17 protein-coding genes and 1 tRNA gene are annotated in these 20,601 nt (G+C 61.6%); 8 read left to right on the top strand and 10 right to left on the bottom strand.

What is annotated here, in order from left to right; all coding sequences use genetic code 11:
• The 3 genes from serS (at nucleotide 1) to HMPREF9237_RS08810 (ending at nucleotide 3,701) form a co-directional block, all read left to right on the top strand.
• Nucleotides 1–1,284, top strand: coding sequence for a serine--tRNA ligase (serS, locus tag HMPREF9237_RS02470; protein WP_039898218.1), 1,284 nt, complete (start codon nucleotides 1–3; stop codon nucleotides 1,282–1,284).
• Between the two features lie 43 nt (nucleotides 1,285–1,327).
• Nucleotides 1,328–2,266 (top strand): HAD family hydrolase, encoded by a 939-nt coding sequence (locus HMPREF9237_RS02465; protein WP_016442141.1) that lies wholly within the window; start codon nucleotides 1,328–1,330, stop codon nucleotides 2,264–2,266.
• Between the two features lie 181 nt (nucleotides 2,267–2,447).
• Nucleotides 2,448–3,701, top strand: a complete 1,254-nt coding sequence (locus HMPREF9237_RS08810; RefSeq protein WP_016442140.1) for a leucine-rich repeat protein — start codon at nucleotides 2,448–2,450, stop codon at nucleotides 3,699–3,701.
• 274 nt (nucleotides 3,702–3,975) lie between these two features.
• Here HMPREF9237_RS08810 and HMPREF9237_RS02455 read toward each other — a convergent pair whose 3' ends face one another.
• The 7 genes from HMPREF9237_RS02455 to HMPREF9237_RS02430 all read right to left on the bottom strand — a co-directional run bounded on the left by HMPREF9237_RS02455 (nucleotide 3,976) and on the right by HMPREF9237_RS02430 (nucleotide 8,790).
• On the bottom strand, nucleotides 3,976–4,281 hold the full coding sequence (locus HMPREF9237_RS02455; protein WP_016442139.1) for a hypothetical protein: 306 nt from the start codon (nucleotides 4,279–4,281) through the stop codon (nucleotides 3,976–3,978).
• Between the two features lie 39 nt (nucleotides 4,282–4,320).
• Nucleotides 4,321–4,644 carry a hypothetical protein gene (locus HMPREF9237_RS02450; RefSeq protein ID WP_016442138.1) on the bottom strand — a complete coding sequence of 108 codons (324 nt, stop codon included), beginning with the start codon at nucleotides 4,642–4,644 and terminating at the stop codon, nucleotides 4,321–4,323.
• Between the two features lie 16 nt (nucleotides 4,645–4,660).
• On the bottom strand, nucleotides 4,661–4,987 hold the full coding sequence (locus tag HMPREF9237_RS09425) for a hypothetical protein (protein ID WP_155875784.1): 327 nt from the start codon (nucleotides 4,985–4,987) through the stop codon (nucleotides 4,661–4,663).
• Nucleotides 4,988–5,290: 303 nt separating this feature from the next.
• The gene (locus HMPREF9237_RS02445; protein WP_016442137.1) at nucleotides 5,291–5,743 is read right to left on the bottom strand and encodes a DUF488 family protein; all 453 of its coding nucleotides are present in this window, start codon (nucleotides 5,741–5,743) and stop codon (nucleotides 5,291–5,293) included.
• A gap of 49 nt (nucleotides 5,744–5,792) precedes the next feature.
• Nucleotides 5,793–5,879: transfer RNA gene (locus HMPREF9237_RS02440), tRNA-Ser, on the bottom strand.
• Between the two features lie 214 nt (nucleotides 5,880–6,093).
• Complete coding sequence (gene nrdF, locus HMPREF9237_RS02435; RefSeq protein ID WP_016442136.1) at nucleotides 6,094–7,071, bottom strand: class 1b ribonucleoside-diphosphate reductase subunit beta; 978 nt, start codon at nucleotides 7,069–7,071, stop codon at nucleotides 6,094–6,096.
• 120 nt (nucleotides 7,072–7,191) lie between these two features.
• The gene (locus HMPREF9237_RS02430) at nucleotides 7,192–8,790 is read right to left on the bottom strand and encodes a trypsin-like serine peptidase (RefSeq protein ID WP_016442135.1); all 1,599 of its coding nucleotides are present in this window, start codon (nucleotides 8,788–8,790) and stop codon (nucleotides 7,192–7,194) included.
• Nucleotides 8,791–8,967: 177 nt separating this feature from the next.
• On the opposite strand from HMPREF9237_RS02430, the gene HMPREF9237_RS02425 reads away from it, so the two are divergent.
• Nucleotides 8,968–12,135 carry a DEAD/DEAH box helicase gene (locus HMPREF9237_RS02425; RefSeq protein ID WP_016442134.1) on the top strand — a complete coding sequence of 1,056 codons (3,168 nt, stop codon included), beginning with the start codon at nucleotides 8,968–8,970 and terminating at the stop codon, nucleotides 12,133–12,135.
• A 169-nt stretch (nucleotides 12,136–12,304) separates the two neighbouring features.
• Here HMPREF9237_RS02425 and nrdE read toward each other — a convergent pair whose 3' ends face one another.
• Genes nrdE through nrdH form a run of 3 tightly spaced genes read right to left on the bottom strand, consistent with a single transcriptional unit; the run spans nucleotide 12,305 to nucleotide 15,144 of the window.
• Nucleotides 12,305–14,458, bottom strand: a complete 2,154-nt coding sequence (gene nrdE, locus HMPREF9237_RS02420) for a class 1b ribonucleoside-diphosphate reductase subunit alpha (protein ID WP_016442133.1) — start codon at nucleotides 14,456–14,458, stop codon at nucleotides 12,305–12,307.
• Entirely contained in the window at nucleotides 14,440–14,838 is a 399-nt protein-coding gene (gene nrdI / locus HMPREF9237_RS02415) for a class Ib ribonucleoside-diphosphate reductase assembly flavoprotein NrdI (protein ID WP_016442132.1), read from the bottom strand. Before nrdI ends, nrdE begins: the two co-directional genes overlap by 19 nt.
• A gap of 42 nt (nucleotides 14,839–14,880) precedes the next feature.
• The gene (nrdH, locus tag HMPREF9237_RS02410; RefSeq protein WP_016442131.1) at nucleotides 14,881–15,144 is read right to left on the bottom strand and encodes a glutaredoxin-like protein NrdH; all 264 of its coding nucleotides are present in this window, start codon (nucleotides 15,142–15,144) and stop codon (nucleotides 14,881–14,883) included.
• 488 nt (nucleotides 15,145–15,632) lie between these two features.
• Here nrdH and HMPREF9237_RS02405 point away from each other — a divergent pair, with 488 nt between their 5' ends.
• The 4 genes from HMPREF9237_RS02405 (at nucleotide 15,633) to HMPREF9237_RS02390 (ending at nucleotide 20,570) form a co-directional block, all read left to right on the top strand.
• Nucleotides 15,633–17,246 carry an L-lactate permease gene (locus HMPREF9237_RS02405; protein WP_016442130.1) on the top strand — a complete coding sequence of 538 codons (1,614 nt, stop codon included), beginning with the start codon at nucleotides 15,633–15,635 and terminating at the stop codon, nucleotides 17,244–17,246.
• Nucleotides 17,247–17,341: 95 nt separating this feature from the next.
• A complete protein-coding gene (locus HMPREF9237_RS02400; protein ID WP_016442129.1) occupies nucleotides 17,342–18,184 on the top strand; it encodes a (Fe-S)-binding protein in 843 nt (280 codons plus the stop codon).
• The gene (locus HMPREF9237_RS02395) at nucleotides 18,181–19,923 is read left to right on the top strand and encodes a LutB/LldF family L-lactate oxidation iron-sulfur protein (RefSeq protein WP_016442128.1); all 1,743 of its coding nucleotides are present in this window, start codon (nucleotides 18,181–18,183) and stop codon (nucleotides 19,921–19,923) included. Before HMPREF9237_RS02400 ends, HMPREF9237_RS02395 begins: the two co-directional genes overlap by 4 nt.
• On the top strand, nucleotides 19,920–20,570 hold the full coding sequence (locus HMPREF9237_RS02390) for a LutC/YkgG family protein (RefSeq protein WP_016442127.1): 651 nt from the start codon (nucleotides 19,920–19,922) through the stop codon (nucleotides 20,568–20,570). The genes HMPREF9237_RS02395 and HMPREF9237_RS02390 overlap by 4 nt, the downstream gene beginning before the upstream one ends.
• Nucleotides 20,571–20,601: the final 31 nt, after the last annotated feature.

The following is a 20,601-nucleotide window of genomic DNA, read 5'->3' as shown; positions in this document are numbered from 1 at the left end:
ATGCTTGATATGCGTTCTGTTCGCGAGAATCCGGAAGCTATCCGTGAGTCCCAGCGCCGCCGCGGGAATGATCCCGCCACCGTCGATGCCCTGCTCGCCGCCGACGATGCGCGCCGCACCACCCTGCAAGAGTTCGAAGCCGCCCGGGCCGAACAAAAAGAGGTGTCGCGATCCGTGGGGAAGGCATCCCCGGAGGAGCGCCCCGCCGTGCTCGCCCACGCCAAAGAGCTGGCCGAAAAGGTCAAGGCGCTGGATGCGGCCGCGGCGGAAGCCGAAGAAACCTACCTTGCCGCCAATCGCGCGATTGAAAACCCGGTGCTCGCCGGGGTGCCCGCGGGCGGGGAAGATGATTACGAGGTGCTGGAAGTCATCGGCACCCCGCGCGATTTTGAGGCGGAAGGCTTCACCCCCAAGGATCACCTCGATATTGCGGAAGGCCTGGGGGCCTTGGATATGGATCGCGGCGCGAAAGTCTCCGGATCGCGCTTCTACTACCTCAAGGGAGTGGGCGCGCACCTGGAAATGGCGATGTTCCGCATGGCCATCGATCAGGCTGCCGAACACGGCTTCACGCTCATGACCACGCCCACGATTGTGAACCCGGATATTATGTCCGGCACCGGGTTCCTCGGGGAACATTCCGATGAGATTTACTACCTGGGTGCCGATGACCAGTACCTGGTGGGTACCTCGGAAGTGCCGCTGGCTGGCTACCACAAGGATGAGATTTTGGACTTGGGCGGTAAGCCGCGGCGCTACTGCGGGTATTCGGCCTGCTACCGGCGTGAGGCCGGCTCCTACGGGAAGGACACCCGCGGGATTATTCGCGTGCACCAATTCAATAAGGTGGAAATGTTCTCCTACTGCCCGGTGGAGCAATCCGAGGAAGAACACCGCGCGCTGCTCGCGATGGAACGCGAAATGATCGGGAAGATGGAACTTCCCTACCGCATTATTAATGTGGCGGCCGGGGATCTGGGTTCTTCCGCGGCACAGAAATTCGATTGCGAGGCGTGGCTGCCCACCCAGCATCGCTATATGGAGGTCACCTCAACCTCCAATTGCACCACTTACCAGGCGCGGCGGCTCAATGTGCGCGAGCGCGTGGACGGGAAAACCCGCGCGGTGGCCACCCTCAACGGAACCCTGGCCACTACCCGCTGGCTGGTGGCGCTTTTCGAGAACCACCAGCAGAAGGACGGCTCGCTGTACGTCCCCGAGGCGCTGCGGCCCTACCTGGGCGCCGGCCTGGCCGGACGCGAATTCATCGAGCCGGTGAACTAGGCTCCCTGAACGGAGTAACCACCAGCGTAACGAAGGCGGCGATGTGAAGATCCAGGAGGAGTCCACGGCGGCGCGCTTGCGGGCCGCTTTCGATGCCGCCGGGACCCCGCCGGCCGGGCCGGAGCTCATGGTCTGCCTGGACTTGGACGGCACCACGCTCCGCCCGGACGGAATCATCGCCGAACGGGTGGACGCCGCTTTCCAGGAGCACCTGCGCCGGGGAACCCACCTGGTGGTGGCTACCGGACGCGGGCGTGAATCCGCCATTCCCGTGCTCGATATGCTACGGGTGAGCGAAACCATTATGGTGTGCTCGAACGGCAACGAAACGGTGCTGCTCGGGAACGCACAGCTTCCCGGGGTGGAGGTGCGCACGGTCCGCTCCATGACGGATCGCGGGGACGTGGTGCCGGTGCGCCTCGCCCACCTTTTCACCATGGAGGAAGCCGATCTGGCCCGGGCCCTCGATGCCATGCGCCGCGAATTCCCGGGCGCCTATTTCGCGGTGGAACCGGTGGAAGGCCCGCGGCGGGTGGCGCACGGGTACGCCACCGAACGCCTGGAACCCAATGCCATCTGGGTGAAATTCAAAGACCTCGTGGTCCCGGACGCCCTCCGCCTCATTATGGTGGTCCCCCGCATGGAAGCCGCCGAGCTCATGGCGCGCCTTTCCCGCCTCGATATGCCCGGGGTGGATTGGGCGGCGTCATCTTCTTCCGGCTCAGGCTGGGTGGATGCCGGACGGGCCGGGATCTCCAAGGCCAGCGCACTTGAGGTACTCCGCCGCGATTTCGGAATCGCGCGCGGGGGAACGGTGGCCGTGGGCGATGGCGGGAACGACATCCAGATGCTCGAGTGGGCCGGCGTGGGGGTCGCGATGGGGCAGGCGCTCGATTACGTTCGTGCGCACGCGCGGGCCGTGACCGATCCGGTATGGGACGACGGCGTAGCCACCCTCCTCGAGGTGCTGCTGGCGCGTTAACGCTGGCGCCGTCGTCGTGAAATATCACAAGCGCCCCGCACGGCCGCAAGCTGCGATAATAATAATTTCCATGCAATCCGGTTCATTTTCTGATGAATTTCCGCGCATTTCGCGGTACGGTGGCGGTGAGTAACCCGAGTTTCTCTGGACTCGCCCGAGCCGCACCACGAAAGGATATCGGATGAAAAAGGGAATCGTCGGCACGGTGGGTGCACTGTGCACGGCATTGATGATGGGGCTGGCGGCGATGGTGCCGGCAGCCACCGCCGCTCCCGCTGCCACGTGGGATGCCGCGGATTTCACTATCGAAACCGAGGGCGCCACCACAACGCTGCGCGGTTTGAGCGATACCGGCCTGCAGAAAATTACGAACCTCAAGCACGTGGTTATTCCAGAGGGCGTGACCGCGCTGACCGGGCCGAATGGCAGGACGGGGAATATGCACAGCAAGGGAATCACCGGTATTACGCTGCCGGCCACCCTCACGGAGGTGAGTTACGGTTTCCTGGATCGCAATGCGATTTCCGCGGTGGAGTTCCCGGCGGGGATGCAGAAGATTGGGCCGGCGGCTTTCCAGGCCAATGCGCTCACGGAGGTCACGCTGCCCGCCTCGATCACCGAGGTGGCCTGGAGCGCTTTCCAAAATAATCATATTTCCACGGTGCGCTTAGCCGGCACGTATAACAACGCCGTTTTCCCGGTGGTGCCCGGCAGCAGCGCCGGCAATAGCAGCCCGGCTTTCGCGCAGCAAGAGCTCGCCGACGCCACGATACCCGCGCACGGCACGCTCACGCTCGCGCGGATTACTGATGTGAACGGCGATCTCAGCGGTCGCGGGCTCACGTGGGGTGCGTATTATTGGGACGACGGCGCAGCCGAGCCCGCCCTCACCAGCTCCATCGTGACCTTTGCTGATGGCACGGTGACCGGGGTTGCCCCGGGTTCCACCCGCGTCATCATGATGGCGAATGATACGGCCACCGGTAAGCCGCTGTATTCCGCGGTGGTTCGGGTCAATGTGACAGAGCCGGCACCTGAGCCTGAACCCCAACCGGTTCCTGATCCTGAACCAGTTCCAGATCCCGACCCCCAGCCGGCGCCGGACCCTATTCCGGACCCCAACCCTCAGCCGGCGCCGGACCCTATTCCGGACCCCAACCCTCAGCCCCAGCCGCAACCTGATCCGGTGCCGCAACCGGAGCCCAATCCGCAACCGAAACCCGCGGATCCAACTTCTCCGTCGCAACCGCAGGACCCGAAGCCTCAACCGGCTCCTAAGCCTGTGCCGTCGCCCGAGGCTAACAAGCCGGCTCCTACCCCAAGCAAGGCACCGACGCGGCAACTCGCCCACACTGGCCTTGCCGCTACGGTCGCTCTGGCCGTCATGGCCGTGCTGCTGCCCACCGGCTACGCCCTGCGTCGGCGTGCGAAGTAATCCGAAGTTCTAGGTAACTCAAGGCTAAACGCCACGCACCTGGGGGCCGCGCCGATACCGGCGCGGCCCCCAGCTTCTCTATTCTCCGCACAGATCACGGGCGTTGTTCTGGCCGGTTGTCTACACTGAAGGTAAAAGCGAGGCAAAAGAGGCCGCCGCGGATCTGTTAGCGACGGCTGAAAAGTAGCCCAATTTCTATGGCTGAAAGCTCTTCGATTACCTGTCACATTACCGAGGGCAGGCATATGACCAGCGAATGGAATTGATCGGCAGATTAGGCTCGCAGGGAGTAACCGCCCTCTTCCAAATACTGATTCAAGATCTGTCGCGTACGCTCATCAAACCAATCCCGGACTTCGTCGATAGCTGCGCCGATCAGATCTTCTGGCATGGCACAACTGGAAATAACACCCGAATGTACGGTGTAGATCAGATCCCAGACATCACAATCTTCCCCCACGTCATTTCCCCATTGCCCCTTTTCACCAAAAAGGAAGTCCTGGTCGCCATGTTTCTGGACGTACTCAGCAAGAAGCGCCACCTGCGACTCCTGTGGTGCTTCACTTATAGGTAAAACCATATGATTTCCTCGCTTTCCGGTCTGGCAAAGATGGGCTAGTTAGTCCGGCCAAACTCCCGGCTCCTTCGGCAAAGACAAGTCCAAACCCCAATGATTCTTATTTTCGTGATACTCCAAAATATCGGTAGCCCACGAATCAAGAATTGGACGAATTTCATCCACCGCATCACACGCAAGCTTTGAAGGAATCTCAAATCCGTAAGCTTCCCCAAATTTTAAAGCGTCGATAACCGTCCACGGCGTGACAGGACCCCACAATGCCTTTAAAACGAGTTCATCCGGATGATACTTTTCGGATTTTTTCGTCACAAATTCAAGAAGGCGAATCACCGCCGGGAAACCGTCCAATTCATATGCAATCATCGGGGAACCTCCTAAGCTACTCGTCGCGGGGTATTTGGGGAACCCGCAAAGACGACCCATAGTGTTCTAATGCCGCATTGAGCGCACCTGATGAATGAGCATCAAGTTGGTACGTAATATCGTTAATGGCTGCAACGAGCATGGTTTCTGGAATAGGCGACCCAGAGACCTTCGCTGCGGACAAAATCGAGCATAATTCCCAGACAGAGTCTTCTACCCCAAGGCCGTGCCCGAACTGATCTTTTTCACCGAATAGTATTTCTTGATCACCGTGCTCTCGAACGTAATGTGCAAGAGCAACAACTGGAGGGGTACTTGAGCCACCACTTGTACTTGCAGCCATCCTTTGCCCTTACTTACTTGTCTAGGTAAAAGTCCACAGTATTACGGCGCTCAGCCCCACCCATTTTCAGCGTAGTTCACAGTGACATAATCACCACGCCCACCCGAATTTTATATAGGAGTGAAGGCGAATTCCAGGATCAATGCAGCATCTCGAGATGTACTGCATTTATCTTGGCAATCATAAACTCCTCGCGCACTATAAAAACACGACGAGTCCACTGCGGAAGCGTTGTCGCCGGGTCCTCACCGAGGACCCGTGCTTTTATGGCTGTGTCTTGCTGCGCAATCAAGACATTGCGTCTCAAGCCGCGAAGCGCTCGGACTCTTCTAACACAGCGCACGTTTCCTCAATCACGAGTTTCCGGTGGCACTGCTGGTGATTAGCCTCAAAGCAAAGAATAAGAATCGCACCGTCATGCGCGAGATCGGCAATCTCGTGGATGGCTACCCGCGCATCCGGAGTCGCGAGTACCTCGTTGCGGAAACGTGCGTGAGCTGCATGCGCTTCGGGAGTTCCAGGATAAGCGAAAGCTGCCCGATTATCTTTTGGATTACCGAGGGACCGCATATGAACATAGCGAGTCCCAGTAGATTCAACGGCTTGGCGAAGCCGCGTTTTAGAAAATCCTTTCTTGCGGCTGATGGGAGTAAGCCGAATATCAATAACGGCATGGACCCGGTTAGTTTCCAATGTGGAGAGAAGATCGCTGAGAGTTTTGCCTTCATAGCCCCAGCCGAGGATCGTGGCGACCACCGGTTGTACTCCTTCGTCTGGCGTGGCTAATCCACGATCCATCACAGAGCGGAGACGGAGGGATTCGAACCCTCGAGCCGCTATTGCGACTAACACCTTAGCAGGGTGCCACTTTCGGCCACTCAGTCACGTCTCCATGCTCACCGGGAAAGCCTGAGCTCACCCCTGCAAGCCTTACTAGCGTACACGCTCAGCGGGGCGTGGTGCCAGTTTTTTCGCGGCGGAATTGGTCACGCGGCGCCGCGCCGCATTGCGTGGCGGCGGGCCGGCGCTATTACCGCCAGGCCGGCGCTGCGGCGTCGTACCGCACGCGCCGCCGCGGGCCGCACCACCGCGAGCGCGCAAGCACGCTAGAAATCCCAGTCGTCGTCGGTAGTATCTTCCACTTCGCCGATAACGTAGGAGGAGCCGGAACCGGAGAAGAAATCGTGGTTCTCGTCCGCGTTCGGGGAGAGCGCCGCCAGGATCGCCGGATTGACGGCCGTCTGGTCCGGGTTGAAAAGCGCTTCGTAACCGAGGTTCATGAGCGCCTTATTGGCGTTGTAGCGCAGGAATGCCTTGACGTCCTCCGTCAGGCCCATCTCATCGTAGAGGCTGGCGGTGTATTCTTCCTCGTTCTCGTAGAGGTCTTGGAGTAGCTCAAAGGTGTATTCCTTGAGTTCGGCCTTGCGTTCCTTGCTGGCCTTCTCCACCGCGCGCTGGTATTTGTAGCCGATGTAGTAGCCGTGCACGGCTTCGTCGCGAATAATGAGGCGGATGAGGTCTGCGGTATTGGTGAGCTTGGCGTGCGCGGACCAGTACATGGGCGCGTAGAAACCGGAGTAGAAGAGGAAGGATTCCAGCATCGTGGAGGCTACCTTGCGCTTTTCCGGATCATCCCCGCGGTAGTAATCCAGCACGATCTGTGCCTTCTTCTGGAGGAATTCGTTATTTTCCGACCACTCGAAAGTCTCGTCGATCTCATCGGTGGAAATGAGCGTGGAGAAAATCGAGGAATACGACTTGGCGTGCACTGATTCCATGAAGGCGATATTGGTATACACCGCTTCTTCGTGCGGGGTGACCGCGTCCGGGATGAGCGAAACCGCGCCCACGGTGCCCTGAATGGTATCGAGCAAGGTCAGGCCGGTGAACACCCGGGTGGTCATGAGCTGTTCATGCGGCTTGAGAGTATTCCACGACTGAATATCGTTGGACAGCGGCACCTTTTCGGGCAGCCAGAAATTCCCCGTGAGGCGGTCCCACACTTCGAGGTCCTTTTCGTCCTCGATGCGGTTCCAGTTAATGGCTTGCACAGAACTTACAAGTTTCAACTTCGGGGGGATCACAGTAGCTCCTCGTTAGCGCAGGTGATGCGGGATAGATAACGGTTAAGAACGACGACGCCGCTCGCGCCGCCACACCCCGCCCATTCTAGACGGTTGAATCGGTAAGCGGTGCGAGCCAGATCATGAGGTGCGCGGCTTGGGCTGGATACCCTGCTGGGAGATATCCGCATACTGCGTCGTCGTGCCATCGATGTTGGTGACAGTGAGGGTGTCATCGGCGATGCTCATCTTGGTCACGTTGGTGAATTCGAGGGGAAGATGCGGGTTGAGGTGTTCGGGGTGGCGCAAGCCGAAGAGCCCCGGGTCGTGCCAGAGGATGAGGGCGCCATCGCGACCGAGGGTGAGAATATCAGCCATGCCCGAGCCGTCCAGGTCCCCGGCCGCGAGAGTGCGGAGGTTACGTAAACGGCGATCACGCCCGCCGAGGATCCGCACAGAACGGAAACTACGCGCGGCATCCAACTGGGCGAAGTCGCCGGTTTCTTCCTCGGCCCGCGGTAGGGTTTCTTCCCCGCTGCCGGCATCTAGGTAGAGCGCGACCGCCCCGGAGGACCACACGGTGAAGGCATCCGCACGGTCGGGCTGACCGCCCAGGTAACCGAGGACTTCGTGGGCCGGGTTACCCGGTTCAAGGGCGGCATCCCCCAGGGTGATGCGGGCTTCTTCTAGCAGGTCAGCGATGAGGTTATCCATGGGCACGCCCACGGATTCGTCATCGGTATAGCCGCCGCCGTCCTGCGCCCCGCCCGTAATTGCCACGATGGCCCATTCCCCGCTCTCGTTCTGCTGGAGCCAGGGCCCGCCGGATACCCCGGTGGGCATCCCGGCGCATTCAATATGGAAGTAGTCCACGCCGTTTTCCGTGAAGGTTTCGGTGGAGTTACGGCAGTGGCGCGGGTAGGCGGAGGTGTAGTTATCGGCCTCGAAAGATTCAGCCACCGGGTAGCCGATCACCTCAATATCTGGTTGCTCCGGGCTCGCATTGGCAATGGGCAGCCCGCCCGTCACATCTTCGAGGAGGTTGCCGAAGCGGTCCGGGTCCGCGGTAAGGACGGCGGCGTCGTACCGATCCGCATCCTCATCATCGCTGTAATACGCGTCGTTGATGACCACGGAGTCCGGGTCGATGCGCCAAATACCGTGGGGGATATAGGCGGTACCGGCAATAATGGCGAATTGCGGTACGAAAACGGTAGCGGCGTAGGCATCTCCGGGCCAGCAGTGCGCGGCGGAAAGAATCTGGGAACGCCCCGGGGTATCGAGGACCACGCCGGTGCAGCCGCGGATCACCTGGGTTGTTCCGGGAACCACGTGAAAGAAGGTTCCCACCTGCGGGATTCCCGGGAAGTTGTAGCCCGCCCCGGGCAGGCCCTCCCCCAGCCCAACATCGCTGACTTTCGGGTCCTCGTTGAGTGCGGCGTTGAGAGAATCGGGGAGCCCGGCACCGCGGTGGTAGGCGGCAGCCAGGACCCGGCCGTCCACAATGCCAGAGTCGTCAAATTCGGCGTCGAGATCGCGGTAGGTGGCGTCGTCGTCCCAGACGATAGCAACGCCGTCGTCGCCAAAATTATCGTAGGTGACCGGGCGAGGAATCGGAGCGGCGAGTACCGGGGCTTTGAGCAGCGCGCAGCCACCCAGCGCTCCTGCTACCAGAACCAGCGCGAGTAGGGTGCCGAGAAGCACCGCCAAAGTGCCCGCGTGACGATACCGATTCCTCACCTGCTCCGCCTTCTTTCTCCGCGGGGTGCCTCCGCGGAAGTGGCACCTATCCTACCGCGCCGGTCCGGAAGCGCCGCGCCCGGTTCGCCTGCCGCACCCCGCCCCCAAAGAAGCTGGAACCCAAAGAACCCGGAACCCAAACTTTCCTCATCCCCGGATGCGTCTTAAAATTAAAGGATGGCCGGCACACTTCGCTCCGCTATTGCAGCACTCACCTCGGATTTCTACGAGCTTTATTTCACGCCTCCCATGCTCGCCCGCGGAAAACGCTACGCGGCAACCGGTCGCGTTCTTGAGATAAAGGAGAATTCCCACGGCATCGTCGCCCGCGTCCTCGGTAACGGCCACACCTACCGGGTTCTTATTACCTCCGTACATCCCCTTACCGCGTCCTGCTCATGCCCGGTCTCACGGCGGTGTAAGCACACCGTTGCCACCTTGCTGGTGTACGCCGAGCGTGTGAAAGACCGCTCCTGGCGAACACTGCTTACCGATAGCCTTGTGGGAACGGAGCAGCGCCCGGATACCCGCGGTCTCGGGCTTATTCTCAGCCGCAGTGCGGAAAGCGGGGAAGTGACGGGATTGCTGCGCCCGGCCCAGCGGAATCTCAACGGGGAGTGGTCACACCGCACCACTACCTGGTCCACTATTGCTCCCGCGCACGGCTACAGCTCCGCCGCAGAAAGCTTGGACCCCCTCCAACTTGCGGCGCTGCGGGAAATACATGACGTGGCGAAGCGCGCCTCGTATTTTGACCCAAGTATTTCCTTGCAAAGCTTAGGTACTACGGCGATGGCCTACCTGGAAAATGCTCGCGATGCCGGGGTGGAGCTTTTTTGCGGGGATACTGACCTGCCGCTCCGCATCGATAAGACACCCTGGAGCGCCCAGCTCAGCTTGTCCGCCCGCGAGCGCGGGAGTGATGATCTGCATTTGCGGGTGCTACCAGAAACCCCGGAGGGCACCCCGGCCGCCGTTATCAAAGGCACCGAGCCAGCCCTCGCCATGAGCTACGAAAACGATTCTTATGTCCTCGGCCGCATCAACCCGAATCTTCCCGCGGCTCTCTCCGAAACTTTGGGATCCGCGCAGCCCTTACGCATCCCCGCCGCGGAAATCCCCATGTTTGAACTCAACCTCCTTCCCGCCCTGCCGCCCGATATCAGGGTGGTCTCCCCCGACGGCGCGTTCACTCCGCATCGTTTTTCCGACCCGGTTCTGCACGCCCTGATCCGCCGCCCCGCGCCCGACGAGCTCAATTCGCAGCTCACCGGACCTTTCCTGCTGGAGTGGTACGCGAAACGCCAGCTGCTGGGCGCTGACAGCACGGAGCCAACCGAAATGCCAGCTTTGTATACACCGCTTACTTGGGGAAGCGGCATCATGAAGTTGCCGCAGGGGCAACTCCAGGCAGCCCAACGGGCCTGGCTCGCGGCTGATATGCCCGAACTTCACTTCCCCCGCAGTCGCAACCTCGACATCACCACCTACCAGCACCTGCGCGAGGATATTCTTCCCGCTTGGCGCGCAGCCGGAATCTCGGTCATATTCGACGAGGGCGCGGATCTCACCGTCCTCACCGAAGCCCCGGTCCTCACCACCACCGTCACCGAGGATCGCGACTGGCTCGACCTGGGAGTCACGGTCACCGTTGGGGAACACGACGTCCCCCTCCCCGTCCTCTACGACGCACTCACCAGCGGCGCCCCGCATCTGGTGCTGGGAGATATGGTCATCCCGCTGGGCAGCGACTTCGATGCGCTGCGCCAGCTTTTACACGACGCCGCAGCTCTCGGCACCGTCACCCCGGACAGCATTTCTGTACCCCGGGCGCGTGCCCACGCCCTGGATCTCTCCGCGCTGGCCAATCCGCAGGCGCTGGGCGATGCTCTCGCCCAGCTTGAGCACCTGGGCGAGGCGGTGCCGGTTCCCGAAACTTTCCACGGAACTCTGCGTTCCTATCAGGAAGCCGGCTTTTCGTGGCTCACCCACCTGGCGCGGGCCCATTACGGGGGTATTTTGGCCGATGATATGGGCCTGGGTAAAACCGCGCAGATGCTCGCCATGATGAGCGGTGAACGCGCGGAGGGCACGTTGAAAGGTCCGGTGCTCGTGGTGGCCCCCACCTCCGTGGTGCCGGTCTGGCGCAGCGAAGCGGAACGCTTCACCCCGGAGCTGCGCCTCCGCACCATTACCGAATCAGGTAAACGCCGTTCACAGGCCTTGCCGATTATCGCCGCGAACGCCGACGTTGTGGTGACCTCCTACACCCTGCTTCGCCTCGAGCGCGCGGAGTACGCGAAGGTCGATTGGGGCGGGGTGATCCTCGATGAAGCCCAGGCGGTGAAGAACCCGAGCACGGTGGGTTATCGCGCCGTCGCCGCGCTCACCCGCCCCTGGACGTTCGCGGTCACGGGCACGCCGGTGGAAAATAGCCTCTCGGATTTGGCCGCGCTGCTGGCTCTCACCAGCCCCGGCCTGCTCCCTGGGCACGCGCGTTTCACCGAGCAGTTCCAGAACCCCATTGAGAAATTTAATGACGAGGAGGCTGCCGCGCTGCTCACGCGCCTGGTGCGGCCCTTTATATTACGACGCCGCAAAGCCGAAGTGGCCAAGGACCTCCCCGCCCGCACGGTCACCGAGCTCAGTGTTCCCCTCGCCCCGGCCCACGCGCAGCGCTATCGCAAACAACTGGAACGCGAGCGCCAGGAAATCCTCGGGCTTATCGATGACCCGAATGCCAATCGCATTTCGATTCTCGCTTCCCTCACCCGGCTGCGGCGCATGGCTATTGATCCGGGCCTGGTGGATGCGCGGATCACTACCCCGCCAGCGAAAACCATGCTGCTCCTCGAGCACCTCCAGCAGATTATCCCGGAGGGGCACCGGGCCCTGGTATTCTCCCAGTTCACCACCTATCTAGAACGTATTGCCCACCAACTTGACCGGGAGGGCATTACCTACAGTTATCTGGATGGATCTACCCGGGATCGCGCCGGTGCGATTGCGGCTTTCCGCGACGGCAGCACCCCGGTTTTCCTTATTTCCCTCAAGGCGGGTGGCACCGGGCTCACCCTCACGGAAGCCGATTACGTTTACATCATGGATCCGTGGTGGAATCCGGCCGCCGAAGAGCAGGCCATTGACCGGGCCCATCGCATTGGCCAGGATAAGCCGGTCACCGTCTACCGGCTTGCCTCGGCGGATACCATCGAGGAGAAAGTCATCGCCCTGCAAGCGCGCAAGCGCGAGCTGGCCGGCATGGTGGACGAGGCGGCCCGCGGGCCCATCTCAGGGGCGGATATCCGCTCCCTTCTCGAGCTCACCGGGCCGGAGGGCCGCTAGCTGCGCCGTCGTACCGCGAAAAGTACCCGCGCTTAAACCGGGCGGGCCGGTCGCGTTTCCACGCAACCGGCCCGCCCCGCGCAAGCACACAAGCCGCACGTTCGCTACCGCTCACCCGCACCATCAGTAAGCACTGTTCACCTACCCGGCGCAAGTAAACACCGCATACTTACAGCATGCAGGAGACGCACCCTTCCACTTCGGTGCCCTGGAGGGCGGCCTGGCGGATACGCATGTAGTAGAGCGTCTTGATGCCCTTACGCCAGGCGTAAATGTAATTGCGGTTCACGTCGCGCGTGGTCACGGTGTCCGGGTAGAACAGCGTGAGGGAAAGCCCCTGGTCCACGTGCTGGGTGGCTACCGCGTAGGTGTCGATGATCTTCTGCGGGCCGATTTCGTAGGCATCCTGGAAGTATTCCAGGTTGTCATTGGTCATATACGGCGCCGGGTAGTACACCCGCCCGATCTTGCCTTCCTTACGGATCTCAATCTTGGACACGATCGGGTGGATGGAGGAGGTGGAGTGGTTGATATAGGAGATGGAACCGGTGGGCGGAACCGCCTGGAGGTTCTGGTTGTACATCCCGTATTCGGCCACGTCCGCGGCCAGCTGGGCCCAATCTTCCCGGGTGGGGATGTGATGCGCGGCGAAAAGTTCGCGCACCCGCTCGGTTTGCGGGACCCACTCCTGCTCGAGGTACTTCGTGAAGTAAGCACCGTTCGCATAGGTGGAATCCTCGAAGCCTTCGAAGCGCTCCCCGCGTTCCTTCGCCAGCAGCATGGAGGAACGGATCGCGTGGTAGGCCACCGTGTAGAAATACATATTGGTGAAGTCGAGCGCTTCTTCGCTCCCGTAGAAGATCCGCTCGCGGCCCAGGTAGCCGTGCAGGTTCATCTGCCCCAGCCCGATAGCGTGGGACATCTCATTCCCGCGCTTGATGGAGGGCACCGAGTCAATGCTGGTCTGGTCGGACACGGCCGTGAGGGCACGCACCGCAATCTCTACCGTTTTACCCAGGTCCTCCGAATCCATGGCCTTGGCAATATTGAGGGAGCCGAGGTTGCAGGAAATATCCTTGCCCACATGCTTGTAGGAAAGATCCGCATTGTATTCGGAAGGCTCGGATACCTGGAGGATCTCCGAGCACAGATTAGACATGGTAATCCGGCCCTTAATCGGGTTGGTGTTATTGACGGTGTCCTCGTACACGATGTAGGGGTAGCCGGATTCGAACTGGATTTCGGCGAGGGTCTGGAAGAACTGACGCGCATCAATCTTCGTTTTCTTAATGCGCTTGTCATCGACCATCTCACGGTACTTTTCACTCACCGAGATCTCGGTGAGTGGCTTGCCGTAAACCCGCTCCACGTCATAGGGGGAGAAAAGATACATGGGCTCGCGGTTCTTCGCCAGCTCGAAGGTAATGTCCGGGATCACCACACCCAGGGAAAGCGTCTTAATACGGATTTTTTCATCCGCGTTTTCACGCTTGGTATCCAGGAACCGCATGATATCCGGGTGGTGGGCGTGCAGGTACACGGCCCCCGCACCCTGGCGTGCCCCGAGCTGATTCGCGTAGGAGAAAGAATCCTCGAGTAGCTTCATCACCGGGTTCACCCCGGAAGACTGGTTTTGGATGCGCTTAATCGGGGCGCCCTGTTCACGCAAATTGGTGAGGTTGAGTGCCACCCCGCCCCCGCGCTTGGAGAGCTGGAGCGCGGAGTTAATCGCACGGGCGATGGATTCCATATTGTCTTCCACCCGCAGCAGGAAGCAGGAGACCAGTTCCCCGCGCGCCTGCTTGCCGGCGTTGAGGAAAGTGGGGGTGGCCGGCTGGAAACGCCCGGTGATCATTTCTTCCACAAGGTTGGTGGCCAGCTCGGTATCCCCATCGGCCAGCGCGAGGGCCACGATGCAGACCCGATCCTCGAAACGCTCCAGGTAGCGGGTGCCATCCCAGGTTTTCAGGGTGTAGGAGGTGTAGTACTTGAAGGCCCCCATGAACGTGGGGAAACGGAACTTATGCGCGTAGGCCTTCTTGTAGAGCTCTTTAATAAAGGCCATATCGTAAGCCTCAATCACGCGCTTTTCGTAATAACCTTCGCGCACGAGGTACTCCAGCTTTTCCTCCAGATCGTGGAAGAACACGGTGTTCTTATTGACGTGCTGGAGGAAGTACTGCCGCACGGCTTCGTGATCCTTCTCGAATTGGATCTTGCCCTCGGCGTCGTACAAATTGAGCTCGGCATTGAGCGAGTGGTAATCCACGAGCGAATCATCCAGGTTTTCCGAACCGGTATCCGTTAGTGTTGCGATGCCCAAAACTGTTCCAAACCTTCCTTAACCGTGGCAACGTCCGTAGGCGTGCCGAGCAGTTCAAAGCGATACATCATGGGGACGCCGCATTTTGCGGAGATAACATCCCCGGCGAGTCCGTAAACATCGCCAAAATTGGTATTTCCTCCAGCGATCACCCCGCGGATGAGAGCACGGTTGTGTTCGTTATTGAGGAATTTTATGACGGGGCGCGGCACGGCACCGCGATGGTTCCCGCCACCGTAAGTGGGACAAATAAGCACGTAGGGTTCATCCACCACGGGCGTTTCGCCGTGGATAGGGATGCGCACGGCATCGTAGCCGAGCTTTTCCACGAACCGGTGCGTGTTATTTGTTTGAGAAGAAAAATAGACGATACGTGCCATCGGTTCTTTCCTCAGCGGGCGGCACGCGGCCGCACCGCCAGCTTAGGCAGTCACCAGGGTGGGTTCCGCGGTGGCCTGCGCGCCGGCCTTGAGCGCCTTGATTTCATCGGGGCGGTAGCCGGACCAGTGGCGGCCGTTCGCGATGACCACGGGTGCCGATTGGTACCCGAGGGCCTTGACCGCGGCGAGGGCCTCCGCATCCTGGGTGAGATCCACGAGCTCATACTCCAGCCCCGCCTTATCGAGCGCGCGCTTGGTGGCATTGCACTGCACGCACGCGGGCTTGGTGTAGACGGTAATGCTCATGAGGTCTCCTCAGTTTCGGATTGTCACGCTGTGTGCGTGGTGGAACGACTACAAGGCTAAACACTACACCTAGTGGCACCTAGAACAAAAGACCACTAGAACTTGTGGTTGTTACGACGCCGCCACCACTCCCGCTTTGCGCCCATTTCCGCGGTTTTAGGACTTAGGGCCCGCGCTTTGTGAAGCTGGTAACCACCCCGTCCGGCGTGTCACGCGGAGCGGACGGGCCGTCAGCTACATACCTAGCCACTCGCACAGCGCGCCGAATCGTTTAGCACATTTACTAGTTTTCCGCCAGAGTAAGGAGTCCCTTACTAGGTGTTTTGTGTGCAATATCACCTCTATTTATGTGCTCTCAATTTTTATCTTGTGACCTACGTCCGTACGATCTTAATCAGACTTAACCGGATTCGGATTCGACCGCCGTGACCAACGCTGCTCACCGACCCGCATCCGACCCGACCTCGTGCGATGGATAGGAGAACATCGTGGAAGCCTTTACACAAACTACCGCGCCGCTGGGGAGTCTCACCCTCTCCGCCCTCGTGGCCCTCCTCCCGCTCCTCACGGTGTTCCTCCTGCTGGGCGCCTTCCATATCAAAGCCCACTGGGCGGGCGTATGCGGCGTCGTCGTTGCGCTTGCCGTGGCGATTTTTGCTTTCCACATGCCCGCCGGCATGGCGCTGGCCGCCGGCCTGGAAGGCGCCGTCTTCGGGATCTTCCCCATCACCTGGATTGTTCTCACCGCGATTATCCTGTTCGAACTCACGGTGGCCTCCGGGCATCACGACACCCTCATGCAGGCTTTCGCGCGCCTCTCCCCCGATCCGCGCGCACTGGGCATTTTCATCGCTTTTAGTTTCTGCGCCCTCCTCGAGGCGCTGGCAGGTTTCGGGGCGCCGGTAGCAATTTGCGGCGTGATGCTGCTCGCCCTCGGTTTCGCGCCCTGGAAGGCGGCGCTCACGGTGCTGGTGGGCAATACCTTCGCGGTGCCCTACGGGGCAATGGCCACCCCCGTGCTCACCGGCGCGAACCTCACCGGCATTGATGCCGCCACCCTCTCCGCGCAGATCAGCGAACAAACCAGCGTGCTCGTCTGGCTCATCCCCTTCGCACTCCTCCTCATTATGGACGGCTGGCGCGGCCTGGCCCAGGTGTGGCCCCTGGCCCTGGCGGTGGGGGCGTCCTACGCGCTGAGCACCTGGTTCGCGGCCCGCACCCTGGCCCCCGGCCTGGTCAATATGGTGCCCGCGCTAGTGAGCCTGGCGGTGGGAATCGCGCTGCTGCGCATCTGGCAACCGCGCGGGAGCCGGGCCGCGGCCGAGCGCCTCACCGGCGCCGCACCCCGGCCGGCCACCGAACGGATCCGCCCCGCTGCCCTGGCCTGGGCCATCTTCCCCTACGTGCTTATCGTGGCCGTTTTCGTGACCACCCAGATGGTGCCGGCAATCCGCAACGCCCTGGCGGCCACAAACGTGACCATCCACTGGCCGGCCCTGTGGGCCGGGGGCGAGAACCTGGTGCGCGCGGCCGATGGCACGCCCGCCGCCTCCACCACCTACACCTTCGCCTGGCTGAGCTCCCCGGGCACCCTGCTGCTCCTGACCGCGCTGGTACTGGCCGCCTGTTACCGGATGCGGCCAGATGCAGTGGCACGCCTCATGTTCGCCCAGGTCTACAAGCTGCGCTGGACCTTCCTCACCATCGGTTCGGTGCTCGCCCTCGCCTACGTTATGAACCTTTCCGGGCAGACCCTCACCATCGGCACCTGGATTGCCGGAGCCGGCTCTGTTTTCCCCTTCCTCGCCCCGATTCTGGGGTGGATCGGCACCGCGGTGACCGGTTCGGGAACCTCAACCACGGCGCTCTTCGCCAATTTGCAGCACACCGCCGCCACCCAGATCGGGGCAGACCCGGGGCTGCTGGTGGCCTGCAATACCGTGGGCGGGGCCGTGGGCAAGATGATTAGCCCCCAAACCCTGGCAATTGCCACCGGTGGGGTGGATATGGTCGGCGAGGAATCCGTGCTGCTGCGCCGGTCTCTGCCCTGGGCCTGCGGCCTGCTCATCCTGCTCTGCCTGCTGGTTGGGTTCCTCGCCTAAATGAATTCCTGCCCCGCCTCAGTTCCGCGGGTGGCCGGGCACAGCGCCGCGCAGCGGCGCCGTCGTCGTAACAAAAACGAAAGAAAAGAGTTGATATGAGCCTGATTCCCGGGCCGGAACCGCGCAAGAAAGTTGCGGTTTTCGCCACCTGTATTAACGAGGTGATGTTCCCGAATACCGTGAATAATACCGCGGTGCTGCTTGAGCGGCTCGGGTGCGAGGTGGAATTCCCGCGCGCCCAGACCTGCTGCGGCCAGATGTTCACGAATACCGGTTATTTTGATCGGGCGCTGCCGAGCGTGCGGGCTTTCCTCGAAGCTTTTGAGGACTACGACTATATTGTGGGGCCCTCCGGATCCTGCGTGGGTTCGGTGCGCGAACAGCACGAGATGCTGGCGCTGGATGCCGGTGAAGATGAGCTGGCGCGGCGCGTCCACGAAGTGCAGAAACGGGTCTACGACATCAGCGAGTTCATCGTGGATGTGCTCGGGACGGTGGATGTGGGCGCGTATTTCCCGCATACCGTGACCTATCACGCCTCCTGCCATTCGCTGCGCGTGGCCGAGGTGGGTGATCGCCCCATTCGCCTGCTGCAGGCGGTGCGCGGGCTGGAATATATCCCGCTGGAGGATATGCGCCAGTGCTGCGGCTTCGGGGGCACGTTCTCCGTGAAGAACTCGGACGTGTCTATTGCGCTGGGGCGCGATAAGGCCCGGCACGTGCTGGAAACCGGGGCGGAATACGTGGCGAGCCTCGATAATGCTTGCCTCATGAATTTCGGGGGGATTCTCCACCGGGAGAAGAAACCCGTGCGCCCCATTCACATGGTCAATTTGCTGGTGCAGACCGCACCCGTTGGTGCGAGCGCCGGGGCGGGAACCGTAGGCGCTGCGGCTGTACCGGGCGCCGCAACAACCCCCACCGGGAGGATCGCATGAAAACACTGAAATTGGAACGCCTCACCCCGGCCCCGCCCGACGGGGATCTGCTTGATTCCCCGGCCTTCCCCAAGGCCGCGGTACGCGAGCTGGGTAACGAAACGCAGGCGAAGAATCTCCATCACGCCACCCACACCATTCGCGCCAAGCGGCAGGCGGTGGTGAGCGAGCTGGATAATTGGCAGGATATCCGCCAGGCCGGCGCCGATATTAAGAACCGGGTGGGGCGCCACCTCGATTACTACCTGGCAGAGTTTGAAAAGAACGCCACCGCGGCCGGGGCGCACGTGCACTGGGCGCGCGATGCGGAGGAAGCCAACCAGATCGTTATCGACCTGGTGCGCGCCACCGGGGAAAGCGAAGTCACCAAGGTGAAGTCCATGGTCAGCCAGGAAATTGACCTGAACGAACACCTGGAAGAAGCGCGGATCGCGGCGTGGGAAACGGACCTGGCCGAGCTTATTGTGCAGCTCGGGCACGACCGGCCCAGCCATATTCTGGTGCCCGCAATTCACCGTAATCGCAGCGAGGTGCGCGATATTTTCCTGCGGGAGATGGGCCAGTACGGCACCCCTTGCCCACCCGATGTGACCGATGAGCCGGCCGAGCTGGCCGCCGCGGCGCGCGTGCACCTGCGCGAAAAGTTCATGCGCACCAAGGTGGGGATCTCCGGCGCGAATTTCGCCATTGCGGAAACGGGTTCCCTGGTGGTGGTGGAATCCGAAAGTAATGGGCGTATGAATCTCACCCTGCCGGAAACCCTCATTTCCGTGGTGGGTATCGAGAAAATTCTCCCCACTTTCCAGGATCTCGAAGTGTTCTTGCAGCTGCTGCCGCGTTCGTCCACCGGTGAGCGCATGGCGCCCTACGGAACTATTTGGACCGGCGCGCGCGAAGGTGATGGCCCGCGCGATGTACATATTATTTTGCTCGATAACGGGCGCACCAAGGTGCTCTCCGACCCGGTGGGGCGCGCGGCGCTGCGCTGCATTCGCTGCTCGGCCTGCCTGAATATCTGCCCGGTCTACGAGAAAGTGGGCGGGCACGCCTACGGGTCAGTCTACCCCGGGCCTATCGGCGCGATTCTCAATCCGCAAATTCGCGGCCTGGAATCGGCGGTGGATCGCTCCCTGCCCTTCGCCTCCACCCTGTGCGGGGCGTGTAATGAAGTGTGCCCGGTGAAAATCCCGATTTCGAATATCCTCGTGCACCTGCGGCGCAAAGCGGTGGATAAGAAACGGGCCGAAGCGGGCCTGCGCCCGCATGTGGAACCGATCCTTATGGCCGGAGGCGGCTGGGTGATGGGCAAGGGCTGGCGCCTGGAGGCCGCAGCCCGGCTGGCCAGCGTGGGCGGGCGCGTGATGGGCCTGTTCATGCATTACATCGGGAATTGGCATATTCCCGGCGTGCACCGCTGGACCCGGGCCCGTGATGTTCCCATGCTGCCCAAGCGCAGTGCCCGCGCCACGTTCGCGCGGCGCAAGAAACGCGAAGCACGGCAGCTCAAGCGTTTCCAGAAAGAGTTGCAGAAGGGGCAGTTGCATCAGCTCGGTTGCGATCCAAATTTGATCGACGGCTCCCCCGCCGCTCCGCCCGCGCAGCTACCGCCCGGAGCCGGACAAGTGCCGCCCACCGCGACGCAAGTACCGCCCACCGCGGGGCAAGTGCCGCCCACCGCGGGGCCGGTTTCGCCCGCACCTGATATTTTCGGCCGCCCAACCACAGAGGAGCTGTCATGACCTCGGCACGCGATGAGATTTTCGCGCGGATTCGCTCCGCGCTCGGTGATGTGCCCTGCCGGGATCCGGAAGAATCCGCGATCAGCTGGGAATACAACCAGCCCACCGCCATTGAGGGCGACCTCGTGGATTATTTCCTCGAGCTCGTGGCCGATTACAAGGCCGACGTGGAGCGGGTCGCCCCGGAGGCGGTCCCGGCGGCTATCGTCGCCCACCTGCACGCCATCGGCGCGCGCTCCGTGGTGCTTCCCGCGGGGCTGGATTCTTCCTGGCGCGCGGCTATTGCGGAGGATGGTTTCCAGGTGTACGACGACGATAACCTCAGCGCCCGCCAGCTGAACGATATTGATGCGGTGGTGACGGCCGCCGCTGTCGGGGTGGCCAATACCGGTACTTTTGCCATGGACCATCGCGCCGACCAGGGCCGGCGTGCGCTCACCCTGGTACCTGATGCGCATGTGTGCGTGCTGCGCGCCGATCAGGTTGTTTCCAATACCCCCGAGGCGATGACCCGGCTCCAGGATTCGGTGCGCGATGGCCAACCGATTACCTTCGTGGCCGGGCCCTCCGCCACCTCGGATATCGAGCTGAGTCGCGTGGAAGGCGTGCACGGCCCACGCCAGCTGCACGTGCTCGTCGCCGGCTAAATAGGCGGGCGGCGCGGCCACCAGCACACCA

Origin of the sequence: Actinotignum schaalii FB123-CNA-2, from assembly GCF_000411135.1 — a bacterium.
In the GTDB taxonomy this organism is placed as follows: domain Bacteria; phylum Actinomycetota; class Actinomycetes; order Actinomycetales; family Actinomycetaceae; genus Actinotignum; species Actinotignum schaalii_A.
Note: the sequence above shows the minus strand (reverse complement) of the source record. Positions and strands in the feature narration are given on the sequence as shown.